This is a genomic window from Variovorax sp. 10N420 (assembly GCF_056394705.1).
On the sequence record NZ_JBFTIJ010000016.1, the window covers coordinates 1 to 16626 of the forward strand.

The window sequence follows — 16626 nt, forward strand, 5'->3', positions numbered from 1 at the left end:
GGCTTCATCGGCAACCGCATGATCGAGCAGTACTCGCGCCAGGCGGGCTTCCTGCTGGACGAAGGCGCGACCCCGCAGCAGGTCGACAAGGCGATCGAGAAGTTCGGCTTCGCGATGGGCCCGTTCCGCATGGGCGACCTCGCGGGCAAGGAAATCGGCATCACGCCGCGCAAGATCTCGGACGAGGAAATCGTTCAGCGACTGGTGTATGCGCTGGTCAACGAAGGCGCGCACATCCTCGAAGACGGCATTGCATCGAAGTCCGGCGACATCGACATGGTGTACCTGACGGGCTATGGCTTCCCGATCTGGCGCGGCGGTCCGATGCATTACGCATCGCAGGTGGGCCTGTACAACGTGGCCGAATCGATGAAGCGTTTTGCGAAGAACCCGCATGACAACGCGAAGTTCTGGCAGCCTGCGGCGCTAATCCAGAAGCTGGTGGCCGAAGGCAAGTCCTTCAGCTGATCTGCGAGCGCCTTCGGTTCATACCCCGGACCGAAGCCTGAAGGTGATGCCGAGCGCCGTGAACGCGGCATGGCGCGCATCGCAGTTGATGCTCAAGCCCTGAGAAGACGCGTTACGTACGAGCGAATCCAGTGCCCCGGTTGTGAAGTCCAGGGCCGTCACGCGGGTGCGGCCGTCGTCGGCCGGGACGAAGCGAAGGTTGAAGCGATCGAGCGCCAGCGTCGGAAGACCGTCGGCATCGCGCGAGCATGCGGCGTGGAACAACTGCGCCCAGTGAAGCGCCACCCGCTCGGGCGTGCGCACGGCCAGTTCCACGCCACAGAGGTGCGCAGGTCCATCGGCTCGGGCGCGTTCGGCGTCCTGCGCCTGCAGATCGACCATGCAAGCGCCCGTGTCCGTCGCGTCCAGCAACAGGCGGGGCGTGCAACCGAGAGCGGAGCCGTCGAGCGCCTCGACGCCGAGCCGTTGCAGGTGGGTGCGCTGCGCATCGAGGTCGTTGCATCGGAAGGCGAATGCATTGTCTGAAGAAGAAGCATGCATTTCGATCCACCGATCGTCGAAGACGTATCGCCGCCCGGCATGGGAGTTCGATGAAGCAGACGGCACGTTGAACACGCTTTCGATCACCGCTGCAGCCGCATCGTCATCGGCTAGGGCAAGGCGGAGCCCGCGAAATCGGGGTGGCTGCAGAGACACCGGCATCCGCCGTCAGTCCTTGGCGACGCAATGCCAGCCGAGTTCGGCCAACTGCCGCGCCTGCCTGCCGGCTTCGAGCGCCTGCGCATTCGACGCGTTCCCGCCCAGTGCGCGCCCCATGATTCCCTGCGCGATGGCCGCGGCCCGGAACAGGTTGAAGGCGGAATAGAACCGCCAGGCATCTACCGTCACCGGCGGGAGTCGCCGCCGCTCACAGTACCGCGCGAGGTAGCGGTCCTCTGTCGGAATGCCCAAGGCCGCCATCTGCACGCGGGAGAGATCGCCCAGCCCGCGAAACGGCGGCGGCAGTTGCCAGGCCATGCAGTGATAGGCGAAGTCGGCCATCGGGTCGCCGAGCGTCGAGAGCTCCCAGTCCAGCACGGCGATGATGCGTGGCTCGTCATGCGCGAAAACGAGGTTGTCGAGGCGGAAGTCGCCATGGACGATCCGGGTGGCTGCCTGCGGCGGCACGTGCTTCGGCAGCCATTCGATGAGGTTCTCGAACGCTTCGATACGCTCCGTTTCGCTTGCGCGGTACTGGCGAGTCCATCGTCCGATCTGGCGTTCGATGTAGTTGCCGGTGCGCCCGAAATCGCCAAGGCCTGCGGCTTCGACGTCGATCTCGTGCAGTGCGGCGAGCACCCGGTTCATGTCGTCGCAGATGCGGGCGCGCTCCTCGTTGCTCGCGCCGGGCAGCTTCGGATCCCAGAGGATCCGGCCGTCCATGTACTCCATCACGTAGAACATGGTGCCGATGACGGCCTCGTCCTCGCAGAGCGCATGCACGCGAGGCACCGGCACCTCCGTGGCGGCCAGTGCCTTCATGACGCGAAACTCGCGGTCTACCGCATGGGCGGACGGCAGCAGGGCGCCCGAAGGCTTGCGCCGCACGACGTAGCGCCGCCCGCCGCCTTCGACCAGGAAGGTCGGATTCGATTGGCCGCCCTTGAACTGAGAGACCCGAAACTCCCTGCCCGCATCGCCGTCGACGTGCGAGACGAACCATTCGCGCAGCCGAGCTTCGTCGAAGCGCTGGCGCTCCTGGACTTCGGTCGTTCCGCTGAATGCTTCGCTCATGGGGCTTGTCTCCTCGGTGAATGCGCTCGGGCGCGATCTCGCGGCATGATCGGCATCATGGGCGTGCTGCAAAAGAGCCTAAGGCCCGCGGCGCCCAGAGGCCAATGAATGCTTGGAATGGACCTGGATACAGCGAATGCATATCTCGAGAGTCGATCTCAACCTGCTCGTGGTGCTCGACACCATCTACACCGAAGGCGGCATCACCAAGGCGGCGGAAAAGCTGCACCTCACGCAGCCTGCGATCAGCCATGCGCTGGCGCGTCTGCGTGAACTGTTCAACGACCCGCTGTTCGAGCGGCAGGGCCACAAGATGGTGCCCACGCCGCTCACCAAGCGGCTGATCGATCCGTTGCGCGGCTCGCTGCAATCCATCGGCGCGCTGCTCAACGACACCCAGAGCTTCGAGCCTGCCGTCGCGAAGAAGCGCTTCGTCATCGGCCTGCGCGACTACATGGAATCGACCGTGATGCCGCCGCTGATGCGCGCCCTCGCGATCGAGGCGCCCGAGGTCGAAGTGTCCGGCGTGCGCGCCAACCGCCGGAGCCTCGAGAGCGAGCTGGCTGCAGGCACGCTGGATGTGGCGATCGACGTGCTGCTGCCGCTGTCGGACGCGGTCAAGGTCAAGCGCATCAGCGTGGACGGCATGGCCGTGGTGGTGCGCAAAGGGCATCCGGCCATCCACGGATCGCTGGACCTGGACACCTACCTCGCCCAGCGCCACATCCTGGTGACTTCGCGCCGCCAGGGGCCCGGATTCGAGGACATCGAGCTGCGCCGCATGGGTGTGCAGCGTCAGGTGGCGTTGCGCTGCCAGTTCTACTTTGCCGCGTGCCGCACCGTGTCCGAAACGGATCTGGTGCTCACCATGCCGGAGAGCTACGCCCATATGGCGAACAGGCAGTTCGGCAACCAGGTGATGGCTTTCCCGGTGCCGCTGTCCTCGATGGACGCCTACATGTATTGGCACGCCAGTACGGACAACGACGCAGCCAACCGCTGGCTGCGCTCGGTGCTGATGCGTTGCTGCGTCCGCTAGGCGGGCGGCACCTTCTCTCCTGTTCCGAAGAAGCGTCCGGCGCTGCACAGCGCCGCGCAGGCGCGCGCCTGAATCTTTCCATGAGGGTTTTCGCCAGTGCGACATCTTGGGCTTGGTCGTAAATTGGCATCTGTTATAACAAATATCGCGCAGCGGAGATTGTTCCGAGGCGTCAACGAAGGAGACACCGATGTCGATGAAGAGGCGCCATTTCCTGCAAACCACTGCCGCTGCGGCCGGCGTCTTGGGCTTGCCGATGCTGCATTCGGCGCGAGCCCAGGCGGGGCCGGTGCGCATCGGCGTGATGCTGCCCATGAGCGGCATCGGCGCCGAAGCCGGCGCGGCCTGGCTCGCCGGTGCAAAGGTCGCGGCCGAGCAATGGAACGCGAAGGGCGGCGTGCTCGGCCGACCCGTCGAACTGGTCGTGCGCGACGACAAGTTCACGAGCGCCGGCGCCGTGGCAGCTGCGCGTGAACTGGCCGGCAGCGGCGTGAACCTGCTGATCGGCGGTTCGCAGTCTCCGATGGCGCTGGCGACCGCTCCCATCCTCCCCGAACTGAAGGCCATGATGGTCGCGCCTTGCCCGACCGTGATGTCGCTCACGCACGAGAACTTCCAGCGCAACTTCTTCCGCCTGTCCTGGAACGCCTACATCGCCTTCGCGGGGATCGGCAACATGCTGACGGACCGCTTCAAGGAAGTGGAAACCTGGTCGTGCATCGTGCCGGACAGCGAGAACGGCCGCGACATGGCCCGCTTCTTCACCATCGGCGTGCAGCGTGCCGCCGCAAAGGCAGGCCGGCAGGTGAAGGTGCTCGACCCGGTGTTCGCGAGCCTCAACAAGGTCGACTACAAGGTCGAGATCAACAGCCTCATGAACGCGCCTTCGCAGGGGCTTTTTGTCGGACTCACGGCCGCGCCCTGCATCAGCCTGCTGCAGCAAGGCCGGGCGGTCGGCATGGACAGGAAGTTCAAGGTCATCGGTGACGCCGGCACCGAACTGATGATCGCCAAGGCGATGCAGAAGTCCACGCCCGCCAATCTCTGGAGCATCAGCTACTGGGTGCCCGGCACCGAAGTCGGCAAGCGCAATCCGATGAGCATGCCGCTCTACGAGGGCTACGTGAAGCTGACCGGGGACAAGAACCCGCCAAGCATCGTGCAGTCGAGCCATCGCTGCGCGCTCGGTCTTTTCAACGCGATCCAGAAGGCGAAGAGCACCGAGACAGAAGCTGTCATTGCCGCGCTGGAGGGCCTCAGCTTCGACACTGCCGTGGGTTCCTACCACGTGCGCAAGGAAGACCATCAGGGGCTCGGCACCGCCTACATCGCCAAGGTGGGCGCGCGCGACGCGGATCCGGGCTACGGCATCGTGGATGCCATTGCCTACAACGAAGCCGACGTGGCCGAACCGCCATCGCCGGGCAAGCCCATCTCGATGTGAGCGACGACGAGGAGACACAGCCATGACACCACTGAAGCGCCGAACCTTCATCCAGGCCGCGAGTGCGGCAGCCGTGCTGGGCGCCGCCGGGACGCGGTTTTCGTCCCTGGCGCTGGCCCAGGGCACGCCGGTCAAGATCGGCGCGATGCTGCCGATGAGCGGCATCGGCGCGGAAGCGGGCGCAGCGTGGCTCAATGGCATCAAGGCCGCGCAGCTGCAATGGAATGCCAATGGCGGCCTGCTGGGGCGGCCGATCGAGATCGTCGTGCGCGACGACAAGTTCACGAGCGCGGGCGCCGTCAGTGCGGTGCGAGAGCTGGCCGGCGAGGGCGTCAACATCTCGATCGGTGCAGGGCAGTCGCCGATGGCGCTGGCGATCGCTCCTATCCTTGGCGAACTCAAGAGCGTGGTGGTGGCGCCGGCGCCCAGCGTGATGTCGGTGACGCACGAGAACTTCAGCCGCAACTTCTTCCGCCTGTCTTCCAACGCCCTGATGCTCTATGGCGGAATCGGCAACCTGATGACGACGCGCTTCGCGGACGTGCAGACCTGGGCCGTGATCGCGCCGGACAGCGAGAACGGCCGCGACGTCGCACGCTACTTCAAGGCGGGTGTGATGCAGGCGGCGGCCAAGAGCGGACGCCAGGTCAAGGTGATCGAGCCGGTGTTCGCGAGCCTGAACAAGGCCGACTACAAGATCGAGATCAACAACCTCATGAACTCCGGCGCCGAGGGCCTGTTCATCGGCCTCACTGCCGCACCCTGCGTGAGCCTGCTCCAGCAGGGCCGCGCGGTCGGCATGGACAAGAAGTTCAAGGTGATCGGAGAAGCCGGCACCGAGCTTCTGATCGCCAAAGCGATGCAGAAGTCCACGCCGCAGAACCTGTGGGGGGTGACCTTCTGGGCGCCCGAACTGGAGCCCTTCAAGAGCCAGTTCCCGGTCAGCAAGGACCTGAGCAAGTACATCGTCGAAGTGACGGGGACGCCCTTCGTGCCCGGCATCGTGCAGGCGTCGCATCGCTCGGCGCTCGCGATCTTCAATGCGGTGGCCAAGGCGAAGTCGACCGAGACCGAGGCCGTGATCCAGGCGCTCGAGGGACTGCAGTTCGACACGGCGGCCGGGCCCTATCGCATTCGGAAGGAAGACCACCAGGGCATCGGCTCCTTCTATTTCGCCAAGATCGGAGCACGGGACGCCGCGCCGGGCTACGGACTGGAGCAGGTGGTACGCCTGGACGAGACCGAGATCGTCGAGCCCGCAGCGCCCGGCAAGAAGTACGAGGGCTGAAAGTGGCCAATGAACTGATGTTCGCGGTGTTCAATGCCGCGGCTTTCGGCATGGCGATCTTTGTGGTCGCGGCGGGCCTGACGCTCATCTTCGGACTGATGCGCCTGCTCAACATGGCGCAGGGCGGCTTCTTCATGATCGGCGCGTACACGGCCTACTCGGTGATGGGCCGCGACGTGCAGTCGCTCTGGATGTTCCTGCTGGCTGCGCTGGTGGGCGGCATCGTGGTGGCGCTGCTGGGGCTCGTGACGGACCGCCTCGTGCTGCGCAGGCTGCGCGACGTCGATCCGCACTACGTCCTCATCGCGACCTTCGCCCTGATGATGGTCTGCACCGGCGTGACCAAGCTCGTCTGGGGAGTGGACTTCTTCTCGGTCAACCCACCGCCCGGGCTCGACCAGCCGCTCAATCCCTTCGGCATGTTCTTCTCGGCCTACCAGATCTTCGTGATCGCGGCCGGGCTGGTGGTCTACATCGTGCTCGAACTGGCGATCCACCGCATGTGGTTCGGCAAGCTGATGCAGGCGCTCGCGGCCGACCCGTGGATGGCGGGTGTGCTCGGGCTCAATGTGTCCTTCGGCATCGCGCTGAGCGTGATGGCGAGCTTCTTCCTCGCTGGGCTGGCCGGCGGCCTGCTGCTGCCCAACCAGAGCCTGTCGACCGGGCTCGGCGATTCCTACCTCATGTATGCCTTCTTCGCCGTCATCATCGGCGGCCTCGGCAACATACGCGGCGCCTTCATCGGATCGCTCGTGCTGGGCCTCGTGCAGAGCCTCAACACGGTGCTGCTGCCCTCCGTGCCGGGCCTCGCGATCTACGTGGTGCTCGCCGCATTCCTGCTCTGGAAGCCGAGCGGCTTGTTCCCGGCGGTCGGGACGCAGGGCGAGGCAGGTGGGGAGTCGCATGGATCGGGCGCGCTGCACCGCCCACGCATTCCGCGTGGCGTGTGGCAGGGCCTGGGCGTGGCCACGGTGGCGGTGCTCGCGACCTTGCCGCTGTGGGTCAATGCCGGGCCGCTCTACGTGGTCGGCACCGTGCTGGTCCAGGTGATCTTCGCGCTGTCGTGGAACATCCTCTTCGGCTACACGGGCCTGGTCTCCTTTGGCCATGCGGGCTTCTTCGCGATCGGTGCTTACCTGGCGGCACTTGCGCTGCGCCACATCGCGGGCGTGCCTTTCCTCGGCGTGATCGCGGGCGCGGCGGTGCTCGGCGCGGTCGCTGCCTGGGTCATCGGGGTCCTGGCCTTGCGCCGCATGAGCGGCGTCTTTCTCGCCGTCCTCACCGTGGCGCTGGCCGAGGCGCTGCGGCTCGTGATCGGCTTCTCGACCTTCCTCGGTCGCGAGGATGGCATCACCGACATCCCGCGTCCGGCGCTGGATTTCGGGCTGTTCCGCATCGACCTCGCCAGTTCCGACGCGTACTACTGGTTCCTGTTGGTGGCGACAGTGCTGATCACAGCATTCTTGTGGTGGCTCCTGCACAGCCGCTTCGGGCGCACCTTGCAGACCGTGCGGCAGGACGCGGAACGTGCCGCTTTCATGGGGACCAATGTCGCGCGATACCGGCTGGCCGCCTTCGTCATTTCCGGTGCCGTTGCGGCAGTGGCAGGGGCGCTGTATGCGCCGTGGTCGCGCATCGTCACGGTGGAGGAGGTGCATTGGCTCGCCTCGGCACAGCCGATGCTGAACACGCTGCTGGGTGGGGTCAGTTCGTTCTGGGGGCCGGTCGTCGGCGCGGGATTGTTCGCAGCCATCACCTATGCGACCCGCACGCTGGTCGGGCTGTCGGAGCTGATCGTCGGCACGGGCCTGCTCGCCATCATCCTGCTGGCGCCCAACGGAGCGGTCGGCCTGTGGCGCAACCTCGAGGAAAGACTCTGGGGTCGCAAGCCGCAGCGTGCAGTGCCCATCGATGCGGGCCGCGAGGGGCGAGTGCCTGCGGTCCCGGACCTGGAGCCGGGAGCCGCGCGATGACCGACGACCTGTTACGCGTTGAGGGCGTGCGCAAGAACTACGGCCCCATCGAAGTGCTGCACGGCGTGAGTCTTTCCGTCGCCGCCGGTGAGGTCTTCGCCATCATCGGACCCAACGGCGCCGGCAAGACCACGATGTTCAAGGTCATGACCGGCGAGGTGCCGTCCAACGGCGGCACCATCCACTTCGGCGGAAAGGACGTGACCCGGCTGGCCGCGCACGATCGGGTGCGCGAAGGTTTCGGCCGCACGTTCCAGGTGGCACGCGTCTTCAGCGACTTCACCGTGCTCGACAACGTCATCGCGGCTGTCGAGGCGCGTAGGAGCTACCGGGGCGAGCCACTCGGCTCACGCTGGCGCTGCGCTCCATCGCAAGATGTGCGGGACGAGGCGATGGTGCTACTCGAAGACGTCAAGCTCCAGGCGCTGGCAGGCGAGGCCGCTCGCTATCTCTCGCACGGCGACAAGAAGCGGCTCGAATTCGTGATCGCGCTGGCCGGCCGGCCGACCATCCTGATGCTCGACGAGCCCACTGCAGGCATGTCGCCGAGCGATCGCTCCGAGATCGCGCAGCTGGTGGCACGCACGCAGAAGGAGCGCGGTATCACCGTCGTGATGACGGAGCACGACATGGATGTCGTGTTCGGTTTGGCCAACCGCATCATGGTCATGAACTACGGCGAAGTCGTGTCCACCGGCACGGTGGACGAAGTGCGTGGCGACCCGAAGGTTCGCGAGGTCTACCTCGGCAAGGAGATGGTCGATGCTTGAAGTCCGCGAACTCGATGCCTTCTACGGCGACAGCCACATCCTGCACGGCGCCCAGGTCTCGGTGAAGCCCGGCCAGCGCGTCGCGCTGCTCGGGCGCAACGGCGCGGGCAAGTCGACCCTGCTGAAGAGCGTGATGAACGCAGGTCCCCGGGTGCGAGGCACCCTGCGCTTCGACGGCAAGGACCTGCATGGCGTGCCCACCCACCAGCGCACGCGCATGGGCCTGTCATTGGTGCCGGAAGACCGGCGCATCTTCACGCACCTGACCGTCGCCGAGAACATCGCCATGGCGCGCTACGGCGCCTCGCCCGCTCGGCCTGCTGTGCCGGTGGGCGACATCATCGCGCGCTTCCCGATGCTGGCACCGCTGCAGCAGCGCTACGGCGGCCAGCTCAGCGGCGGCCAGCAGCAACTCCTCGCGGTGGCACGCGCGATGTCGGCCAACCCGAGCCTGCTGCTGCTGGACGAGCCGACCGAGGGACTGGCGCCGATCATCGTCGAGGAGATGGCGCGCGACGTCGTGCGGACCTGCACGGAGGGCAACGTCGCCCTGCTGCTGTGCGAACAGAACATCTGGTTCGCGCGCCGATGCACCCAATACGTGTACGTGATCGACACAGGCCGTGTGGTGTTCGAAGGCGACTGGGAGCACTTCGATCGCAACCCGCAGGTGCAGCAACGCTACCTCGCGCTCTGACATTTTTGGAACCCTCCACTTCAACGCAAACCTCCAGGATTTCAATGGATCTCCAGTACACCCCCGAACAGAACCAGCTGCGCGAGAGCGTGGAGCGCTTCGTGCGCGAGGAATACGACTTTGCGCATCGCCGCAAGCTCGCGGCGAGCGACACAGGGCATGACGAAAGATGCTGGCGCAGCTATGCCGAGTTCGGCTGGCTGGCGGTACCGTTCAGCGAAGAGGACGGGGGCATCGGCGGCGATGCGACCGACACCGGCATCGTGATGGAAGGCGTCGGCCGTGGCCTGCTGCTGGAGCCCTATCTCGCCAACGTGGTGCTCGGGGGTGGCGTGCTCGCGGCGCTCGGCAGCGCCGGGCAGAAGGCGCAGTTCCTGCAGCCGATGATGACTGGCGCCCACAAGCTGGCGCTGGCCTATGCCGAGCCCGAGTCGCGCTACGAACTCGCGCACTGCGAGACGACTGCGCGCCGGGACGGTGACGGCTGGCGCATCGACGGACGCAAGTCCTTCGTCCAGGGTGGCGGCGCAGCGGACTTCTATGTCGTGATCGCGCGCACCTCCGGCGAGTCGTCGGACAGCAAGGGCCTCACCGCGCTGGTGGTGGATGCGAAGGCCAAGGGCCTCGAAGTGCGTCCCTATGCCACGCACGACGGCAGCCGCGCGGCCGACCTCGTGTTCGAAGGCGTGCATGTGGACGCCTCGCGCCGCCTCGGAGACGAGGGCGCGGCCCTGCCTGCGCTCGAACTCGTGATCGACCAGGCGATTGCCGCCATCGCGTCCGAAGCGGTCGGTGCCATGAGCTCGCTGGTCGACATGACGCTCGAATACCTCAAGACCCGCCAGCAGTTCGGCCGGCCGATCGGCACCAACCAGGCGCTGCAGCATCGCATGGTCGACATGTACATCGCGCTCGATGAGGCGCGCTCGATGGCCCTGTATGGCGCGCTGATGCTCGGCGAGCCGGATTCGGCCGTGAGGCGCAAGGCGCTGTCGGCCACCAAGATCGAGATCGACCGCACGGCGCGGCGCGTGGGCCAGGATGCCGTGCAGTTGCATGGCGCCATGGGCGTCACCGAGGAACTCGCCGTTGGCCACTACTTCAAGCGCCTGTCGATGATCGGCGTCACCTTCGGCGACATGAGCTGGCACCTGCAGCGCCATGCGAGCGCCTGAGCAAATCGGCCGGGAGAACGAGGCGTGGACCTGAATCTATCCGCACAAGAGCGGGCTTTCGAAGCGGAGGTGCGCGAATTCATCGCGCGCGAATTGCCGACCGACATTCGCGAGAAGGTGCGGCTCGACCGTCACCTCGAGCGCGACGACTACATGCGCTGGCAGAAGATCCTCGGGCGCAAGGGCTGGTTCACCGGCGCGTGGCCGCGCGAACACGGCGGGCAGGCATGGAGCGCGATGCAGACGATCATCTTCAACCGGATCGCCGGCGAGATGCATTGCCCTGAGCTGCAGGTTTTCGGGCCGGCGATGGTGGGGCCGGTGATCTACACCTTCGGAACACCCGAGCAGAAGGCCGAGCATCTTCCCGCCATCCGCGACTCGTCGGTCTGGTGGTGCCAGGGCTATTCGGAGCCGGGCGCGGGGTCGGATCTCGCCGCGTTGCAGACCGCCGCGGAAGACGGCGGGGACCACTACATCGTCAATGGCCAGAAGATCTGGACCTCCTTCGCGCACCATGCGGACTGGATGTTCTGCCTCGTTCGCACCGGCCGCGAGGCCAAGCGGCAGCAGGGCATCTCCTTCCTGCTGATCGACATGAAGACGCCGGGCGTCGAGGTGCAGCCCATCCGCATGATGGATGGGCGCCATTACCTCAATGCCGTGTTCTTCAACGGCGCGAAGATTCCCAAGCGCAACCGGATCGGCGAGGAGGGGCTCGGCTGGACCTATGCCAAGTTCCTGCTGGAGCACGAGCGCGTCGAGAACGCCAACCTGCGCTTCATCACCCAGGAGCTGCAGAAGCTGCACAAGGTCGCGGCGCTCGTGCGCAGCGACGGCCGGCGGCTGGCAGACGATCCCGGCTTCATGGCGGAAGTCAGCGCCATCGAGGTGCAGTTCAAGGCGCTGGAAATCGGCCTCTTGCGCATGCTGTCGGACATGCATGCCGGCGCACCTGCCGGGCCGGGCAAGTCGTCCTTCATCAAGATCCGCGGCACCGAGATTGCGCAGCGCATCACCGAACTGCTTGTGCAGGCGAGCGGGCCAGACGCGCTGCGCTACCAGCCCGGGCCGCTGTTCGGCCAGGGAGACGACCGCCTGATCGGCCCGGAGCATGCGCTCGGACCCGTCGCCACTTATCTCTTCTGCCGCGCGATGACCATCTACGGCGGAAGCACCGAGGTTCAGAAAAACATCATGGCCAAGCACACGCTCGGCCTCTAGAGCATGAACGACGACATCGACTATCTCCAGGGCGAAAAGCCTCTGCACGAATACCTGCGGGGACACGCCCGCCGAGAGCCGGACAAGACCGCGCTGGTCTGGTACGGGCGCGAGATCAGCTATGCGGAGCTCGATCGCTACAGCGATGCCTTCGCGCAGGCGCTGCACGAGCGTGGTGTGGCGAAGGGCGACCGCGTGGCGCTCTTCATGCAGAACTGCCCGCAATACCAGATCGCGCATTTCGGTATTCAGAAGCTGGGCGCCATCGTGAGCCCGTGCAGCCCGATGTTCAAGGCGCATGAGTTCGCCTACCAGGTCGGCGATCTCGGTGCGAAGGCGATCGTGGTGGCTGACCATCTGGTACCGATCGTGCAGTCCGTGGCCGACCGGGTTCGGGTGCCGCACGTATTCAGCGTGCGCTATTCGGACTTCCTGCCACAGGCGCCGAGCTTGCGTGTGCCCGACGAAGTCCTGGCGCGGCTGTCGCTGCCTGAAGGCACCATCGACTTCCACGCGACGGTAACGCGGCCAGACCCGGTCGCGCCGTCGGTGGAGCTGTCGATGGACGACGTCTCGCTGATGACCTACACATCAGGCACGACCGGCATGCCCAAGGGCGCGATGCTCAGCTACCGCAACGCGCTCTACAAGACGGCGGTGGGGCAGGAGATGTTCCGCATCCGCAGCGATGACGTGATGCTGGCGGTGGCGCCGCTCTATCACATCGCCGGCATGATCTGCGGCGTCACGATGCTGGCGTATACCGGCGCCACCGTGGTGCTGCTCAACCGCATGGATCCGCTCGCTGTCCTGCAGGCCATTGAGAGGCATCGCGTGAGCTGGTGGTATGCGATGGCGCCGATGCTGGTCGCGGCCATGAAGGAGCCGGGCGCGGAGAAGTTCGACCTGTCGTCGCTGCACACCACCATGGGGACGAGCTTCGGCATCAAGCTGACGGAAGAACTGGCGAGTCGCTGGAGCGCCTTTGCCAACGGCTGCCTGGTGTACGAGGCGGGCTATGGCCTTTCGGAGACGCACACCAACGACGTTCTCATGCCGCGCGACGCGGTGCGCTGGGGAACGAACGGAGTCCCCGGCCGGGGCGTGGAGCTGAAGATCCTCGATCTCGATGGTCGCGAACTCCCGCCTGGCCAGACCGGCGAGATCGCGGTACGCAGCCGCGGCGTCTTCCATGGCTACTGGAACCGGCCGGACGCCACCGCGGAGGTCCTGCGCGACGGTTGGGTCCATACCGGCGACATCGGCAAGATGGACGACCAGGGCTATCTGACCTTCATCGGCCGGGTGAAGGAGATGATCAAGGTGTCGGGCTTCAGCGTCTTCCCCGAGGAAGTCGAGTCCATCCTGATCCTGCATCCCGATGTGGCCCAGGTCGCCGTGATCGGCGTGCCCGATGCCGACAAGGGCGAAGTCATCAAGGCCTTCGTCGTCCCTGGCGCGAGGGGACTGGACGCCGATGCCCTCTTGCGCTGGGCGCGCGAGAACATGTCGCACTACAAAGTGCCGCGCAAGGTCGAGTTTCGCGATTCGCTACCGGCCAGCGGCACCGGCAAGGTATTGCGGCGCTTGCTCAAGGAGTGAAGGACTGTCCCTCGCGGGTACCCAGGTACTCCACCAGTAGCTTCGCCGCCACCGAAAGGCCTTTGGCATCGCGAAAGCAGAGAACGAAACGGCGCTCGGCCCAGGGCTCCGCCAACGAAATGACGTGCAAGCCATGGGATGCACCCTGGCGGTCGGCCACTTCTCTCGGGACCACGCCGATGGCAAGCCCGGCGCGCACCACCCCCAGCGCGCCCTCGAAATTGCTCACGATGATGCGGTGAATCAATGTGCGCCCCGAGCGTGCAGCCGCGCGCTGGAGCAAGACCTGCAGCGAGCTGCCGACAGGCACGCCCACATGCTCGTACTCGAGCGTCTGTTCGAAGCGGACCGTCTTTCGTGATGCAAGCGGATGGCCGCGCGGCACCACGACGCAGAGGTGGTCGCGCCGGTAGGGTCGGGTCTGCAGCGCTCCAAGATCGACGCTGTCCCAGCAGACGCCCATCGAGGCGAGGCCATCGCGCACACCGGACACGACCTCCGGGCTCAGCCGCTCCTCGAGACCGACCTGGATGGTGCGGTGATCGGGCATCTTCAAGAACGACGCCACGTCGTTGGCCAGGGGACCGGCCATGGTGGAGATGCTTGCGAGGACCCGCACCTGCCCGCGCGCGCCGGTCAGATAGCTTTCCATGTCGCGCTCGATGCGTGCCGCGCTGTCCAGCATGCCGCGTGCATGCTCCAGCAGAGTCTGGCCCGCCGCGGTCGGCACGACGCCGTGGCGCTTGCGCACCAGCAACGGCGTTCGCAACTGGTCTTCGAGTTGCGCCAGCCGCTTGCTGATGGCGGAGCCGACGATGTTGGCCTGTTCGCCGGCGCGCGCCATGTTGCCGGCCTCGCAAACGGCCACGAAGAGGCGAAGGGTGGTGAGGTCGAGGTCTCGCAAGATATTCCAATCGGGAATTCAGAGCTTCTCAAAATGACAACCAGGCTCAGTCCGGAAATTCTAGAGTGAGGCCAGCCAAATGCCACCAGGAAACAAGCCATGACCCGTTCTTCCACCTTGCCACCCAGCGTCGTCATCAGGGAGGTCGGCCTGCGCGATGGCCTGCAGATCATCCCGCGCGTGGTGCCGACCGCCGCCAAACTCGAGTGGATCCGCGACGCTTATGAAGCGGGACAGCGCGAGATCGAGGTCGGCTCCTTCGTGCCCGCGCGCCTTCTGCCGCAACTGGCCGACACCGCCGAACTGGTGGCCTTTGCCAAGACCTTGCCCGGCCTCATGGCCTCCGTGCTGGTGCCCAACCTGAAGGGCGCCGAGCACGCGATGGCGTGCGAAGCCGACCTCATGCTGCTTCCGCTGTCGGCCAGCCACGCGCACAGCCTTGCCAATCTGCGCAAGACGCCCGATGAGGTGGTCGAGGACATCGCGCGTATTCGCGATGCGCGCGATGCGCGTGGCTCCCGCACCCGCATCGAGGTCGGGATCAGCACGGCCTTCGGCTGCACGCTGCAGGGCCGGGTCGAGCCTTTGGAGGTGGTCCGGCTGGTCAAGGCGGTGATCGATGCCGGCGCCGAGTCCGTCGGCCTTGCCGACACCGTGGGCTATGCCGACCCGGCCATGGTGCGCTCGCTGTTCGAGGCGGTGCTGCCGATCGCCGGCGACAAGCTCAACTGCGGTCATTTCCACGACACGCGCGGCCTCGGCATGGCGAACGTCTATGCCGCGCTCGAACTCGGCATCAGCCGCTTCGATGCCTGCCTGGGTGGCATCGGCGGCTGCCCGCATGCGCCGGGCGCGAGCGGCAATGTCGCGACCGAAGACCTTGCCTACATGCTCGCCAGCATGGGCATCGAGACCGGCCAGGATTTCGACGCGCTGCTGGCCCTCCGGAAAAAGCTCGCGCAGTGGCTCGAAGGCGAGACCCTGCACGGCACGCTCTGGCGCGCCGGGCTTCCCAAGACCATGAAAGAGGAGCAAGCCGCATGAGCGAACAGGCACAGGTCGCCCAACCTCTCAAGGGCTTGCGCGTCGTCGAGTTCACGCACATGGTGATGGGGCCGACTTGCGGCATGGTGCTGGCCGACCTCGGTGCGGAAGTCATCAAGATCGAGCCGGTGAACGGCGACCACAGCCGGCGGCTGGTGGGTGCCGGTGCGGGTTTCTTCCCGATGTTCAACCGCAACAAGAAGAGCATCGGCATCGACCTGCATACCGAGGAAGGCGCCTGCACCGCGCGGCGCCTCACAGCGACCGCCGACGTGGTGGCCGAGAACTTCAAGCCGGGCACCATGGCCAAGTACGGGCTCGACTACGCATCGCTTGCCAAGGTCAGTCCGCGCATCATCTATGCGAGCCACAAGGGCTTCCTGCCCGGGCCCTACGACCATCGCACCGCGCTCGACGAGGTGGTGCAGATGATGGGCGGCCTCGCGTACATGACGGGGCGCCCCGGCGATCCGCTGCGCGCGGGCACCAGCGTCAACGACATCATGGGCGGTCTGTTCGGCGCCATCGCCGTGCTGGGTGCGCTGATCCAGCGAGGCATCACGGGTCGCGGCATGGAGATTCAGTCCGCCCTCTACGAGAACAATGTTTTCCTGATGGGCCAGCACATGCTGCAGTTCGCGGTGACCGGCAAGCATCCGGCACCGATGCCCGCGCGCGACAACCCCTGGGCGGTCTACGACGTGTTCACCGTCAAGGACGGCGAGCAGATTTTCCTGGCCGCCGTCAGCGACGCCCAGTGGCAGACCTTCTGCGACGCGCTGGGCTTCGCCGACCTCAAGGGCGAGCCTGAACTCGCGACCAACAATCAGCGCGTCTCGCACCGGCCCCGCCTGCTGAAGTCCATTGCAGAGCGCATCGCCGAGCGCAGCGCAGCCGAGCTGGCGCAGGTGATGGAGAAGGCCGGACTGCCTTTTGCACCCATCCGCAAGCCCGAAGACCTTTATGAGGACGAGCACTTGCTGGCCACCGGCGGCTTGGCCGACATGCGCCTGTCGGACGGACCCAAGGCGGGCCAGACCGTCAAGACCACGCTGTTCCCGATCACGCTGGAGGGGCGCCGTCTCGGTGTGCGTATGGACCCGCCTCGCCTGGGCGAGCACACCGCCGAGCTATTGAAGGAGATGGGATGCAGCGATGCCGAGGTCGACGGCATGCGCGCCCGCAACGTCGTGGCCTGACGCCGCAGGGCGTTCGGTACGGCAGA

Annotated in this window: 15 protein-coding genes; 12 read left to right on the top strand and 3 right to left on the bottom strand. The window is 66.0% G+C overall.

Features of this window, described 5'->3' with window-relative positions:
* The coding region (locus tag AC1DEK_RS26670; RefSeq protein ID WP_478128326.1) for a 3-hydroxyacyl-CoA dehydrogenase family protein at positions 1–468 on the top strand (468 nt) is incomplete at its 5' end.
* Positions 469–486: 18 nt separating this feature from the next.
* Here the strand turns inward: AC1DEK_RS26670 and AC1DEK_RS26675 are convergent.
* Both AC1DEK_RS26675 and AC1DEK_RS26680 read right to left on the bottom strand, forming a co-directional pair.
* Positions 487–1170, bottom strand: coding sequence for a hypothetical protein (locus AC1DEK_RS26675; RefSeq protein ID WP_478128327.1), 684 nt, complete (start codon positions 1168–1170; stop codon positions 487–489).
* 6 nt (positions 1171–1176) lie between these two features.
* Positions 1177–2241, bottom strand: a complete 1065-nt coding sequence (locus AC1DEK_RS26680) for a phosphotransferase (protein ID WP_478128328.1) — start codon at positions 2239–2241, stop codon at positions 1177–1179.
* A gap of 136 nt (positions 2242–2377) precedes the next feature.
* Here AC1DEK_RS26680 and AC1DEK_RS26685 point away from each other — a divergent pair, with 136 nt between their 5' ends.
* From AC1DEK_RS26685 to AC1DEK_RS26725, 9 genes are all read left to right on the top strand, one after another.
* Entirely contained in the window at positions 2378–3280 is a 903-nt protein-coding gene (locus tag AC1DEK_RS26685) for a LysR family transcriptional regulator (RefSeq protein WP_478128329.1), read from the top strand.
* Positions 3281–3470: 190 nt separating this feature from the next.
* Complete coding sequence (locus tag AC1DEK_RS26690) at positions 3471–4724, top strand: ABC transporter substrate-binding protein (protein WP_478128330.1); 1254 nt, start codon at positions 3471–3473, stop codon at positions 4722–4724.
* Positions 4725–4746: 22 nt separating this feature from the next.
* A complete protein-coding gene (locus tag AC1DEK_RS26695; protein WP_478128331.1) occupies positions 4747–6012 on the top strand; it encodes an ABC transporter substrate-binding protein in 1266 nt (421 codons plus the stop codon).
* A gap of 2 nt (positions 6013–6014) precedes the next feature.
* Positions 6015–7985: an ABC transporter permease gene (locus tag AC1DEK_RS26700; RefSeq protein ID WP_478128332.1), complete on the top strand. Its 1971-nt coding sequence runs from the start codon at positions 6015–6017 to the stop codon at positions 7983–7985.
* The gene (locus AC1DEK_RS26705) at positions 7982–8755 is read left to right on the top strand and encodes an ABC transporter ATP-binding protein (protein ID WP_478128333.1); all 774 of its coding nucleotides are present in this window, start codon (positions 7982–7984) and stop codon (positions 8753–8755) included. The genes AC1DEK_RS26700 and AC1DEK_RS26705 overlap by 4 nt, the downstream gene beginning before the upstream one ends.
* Positions 8748–9452, top strand: coding sequence for an ABC transporter ATP-binding protein (locus AC1DEK_RS26710; protein WP_478128334.1), 705 nt, complete (start codon positions 8748–8750; stop codon positions 9450–9452). The genes AC1DEK_RS26705 and AC1DEK_RS26710 overlap by 8 nt, the downstream gene beginning before the upstream one ends.
* Before the next feature lie 44 nt (positions 9453–9496).
* A complete protein-coding gene (locus AC1DEK_RS26715) occupies positions 9497–10627 on the top strand; it encodes an acyl-CoA dehydrogenase family protein (protein ID WP_478128335.1) in 1131 nt (376 codons plus the stop codon).
* A gap of 24 nt (positions 10628–10651) precedes the next feature.
* Positions 10652–11851: an acyl-CoA dehydrogenase family protein gene (locus AC1DEK_RS26720; protein WP_478128336.1), complete on the top strand. Its 1200-nt coding sequence runs from the start codon at positions 10652–10654 to the stop codon at positions 11849–11851.
* A gap of 3 nt (positions 11852–11854) precedes the next feature.
* Positions 11855–13453 carry an AMP-binding protein gene (locus tag AC1DEK_RS26725; RefSeq protein ID WP_478128337.1) on the top strand — a complete coding sequence of 533 codons (1599 nt, stop codon included), beginning with the start codon at positions 11855–11857 and terminating at the stop codon, positions 13451–13453.
* Here the strand turns inward: AC1DEK_RS26725 and AC1DEK_RS26730 are convergent.
* The gene (locus AC1DEK_RS26730; RefSeq protein ID WP_478128338.1) at positions 13443–14357 is read right to left on the bottom strand and encodes a LysR family transcriptional regulator; all 915 of its coding nucleotides are present in this window, start codon (positions 14355–14357) and stop codon (positions 13443–13445) included. The two genes, AC1DEK_RS26725 and AC1DEK_RS26730, sit on opposite strands and share 11 nt — an antisense overlap.
* A 99-nt stretch (positions 14358–14456) precedes the next feature.
* Here AC1DEK_RS26730 and AC1DEK_RS26735 point away from each other — a divergent pair, with 99 nt between their 5' ends.
* Both AC1DEK_RS26735 and AC1DEK_RS26740 read left to right on the top strand, forming a co-directional pair.
* A complete protein-coding gene (locus AC1DEK_RS26735) occupies positions 14457–15401 on the top strand; it encodes a hydroxymethylglutaryl-CoA lyase (protein ID WP_478128339.1) in 945 nt (314 codons plus the stop codon).
* On the top strand, positions 15398–16600 hold the full coding sequence (locus AC1DEK_RS26740; RefSeq protein ID WP_478128340.1) for a CaiB/BaiF CoA transferase family protein: 1203 nt from the start codon (positions 15398–15400) through the stop codon (positions 16598–16600). Before AC1DEK_RS26735 ends, AC1DEK_RS26740 begins: the two co-directional genes overlap by 4 nt.
* Positions 16601–16626: the final 26 nt, after the last annotated feature.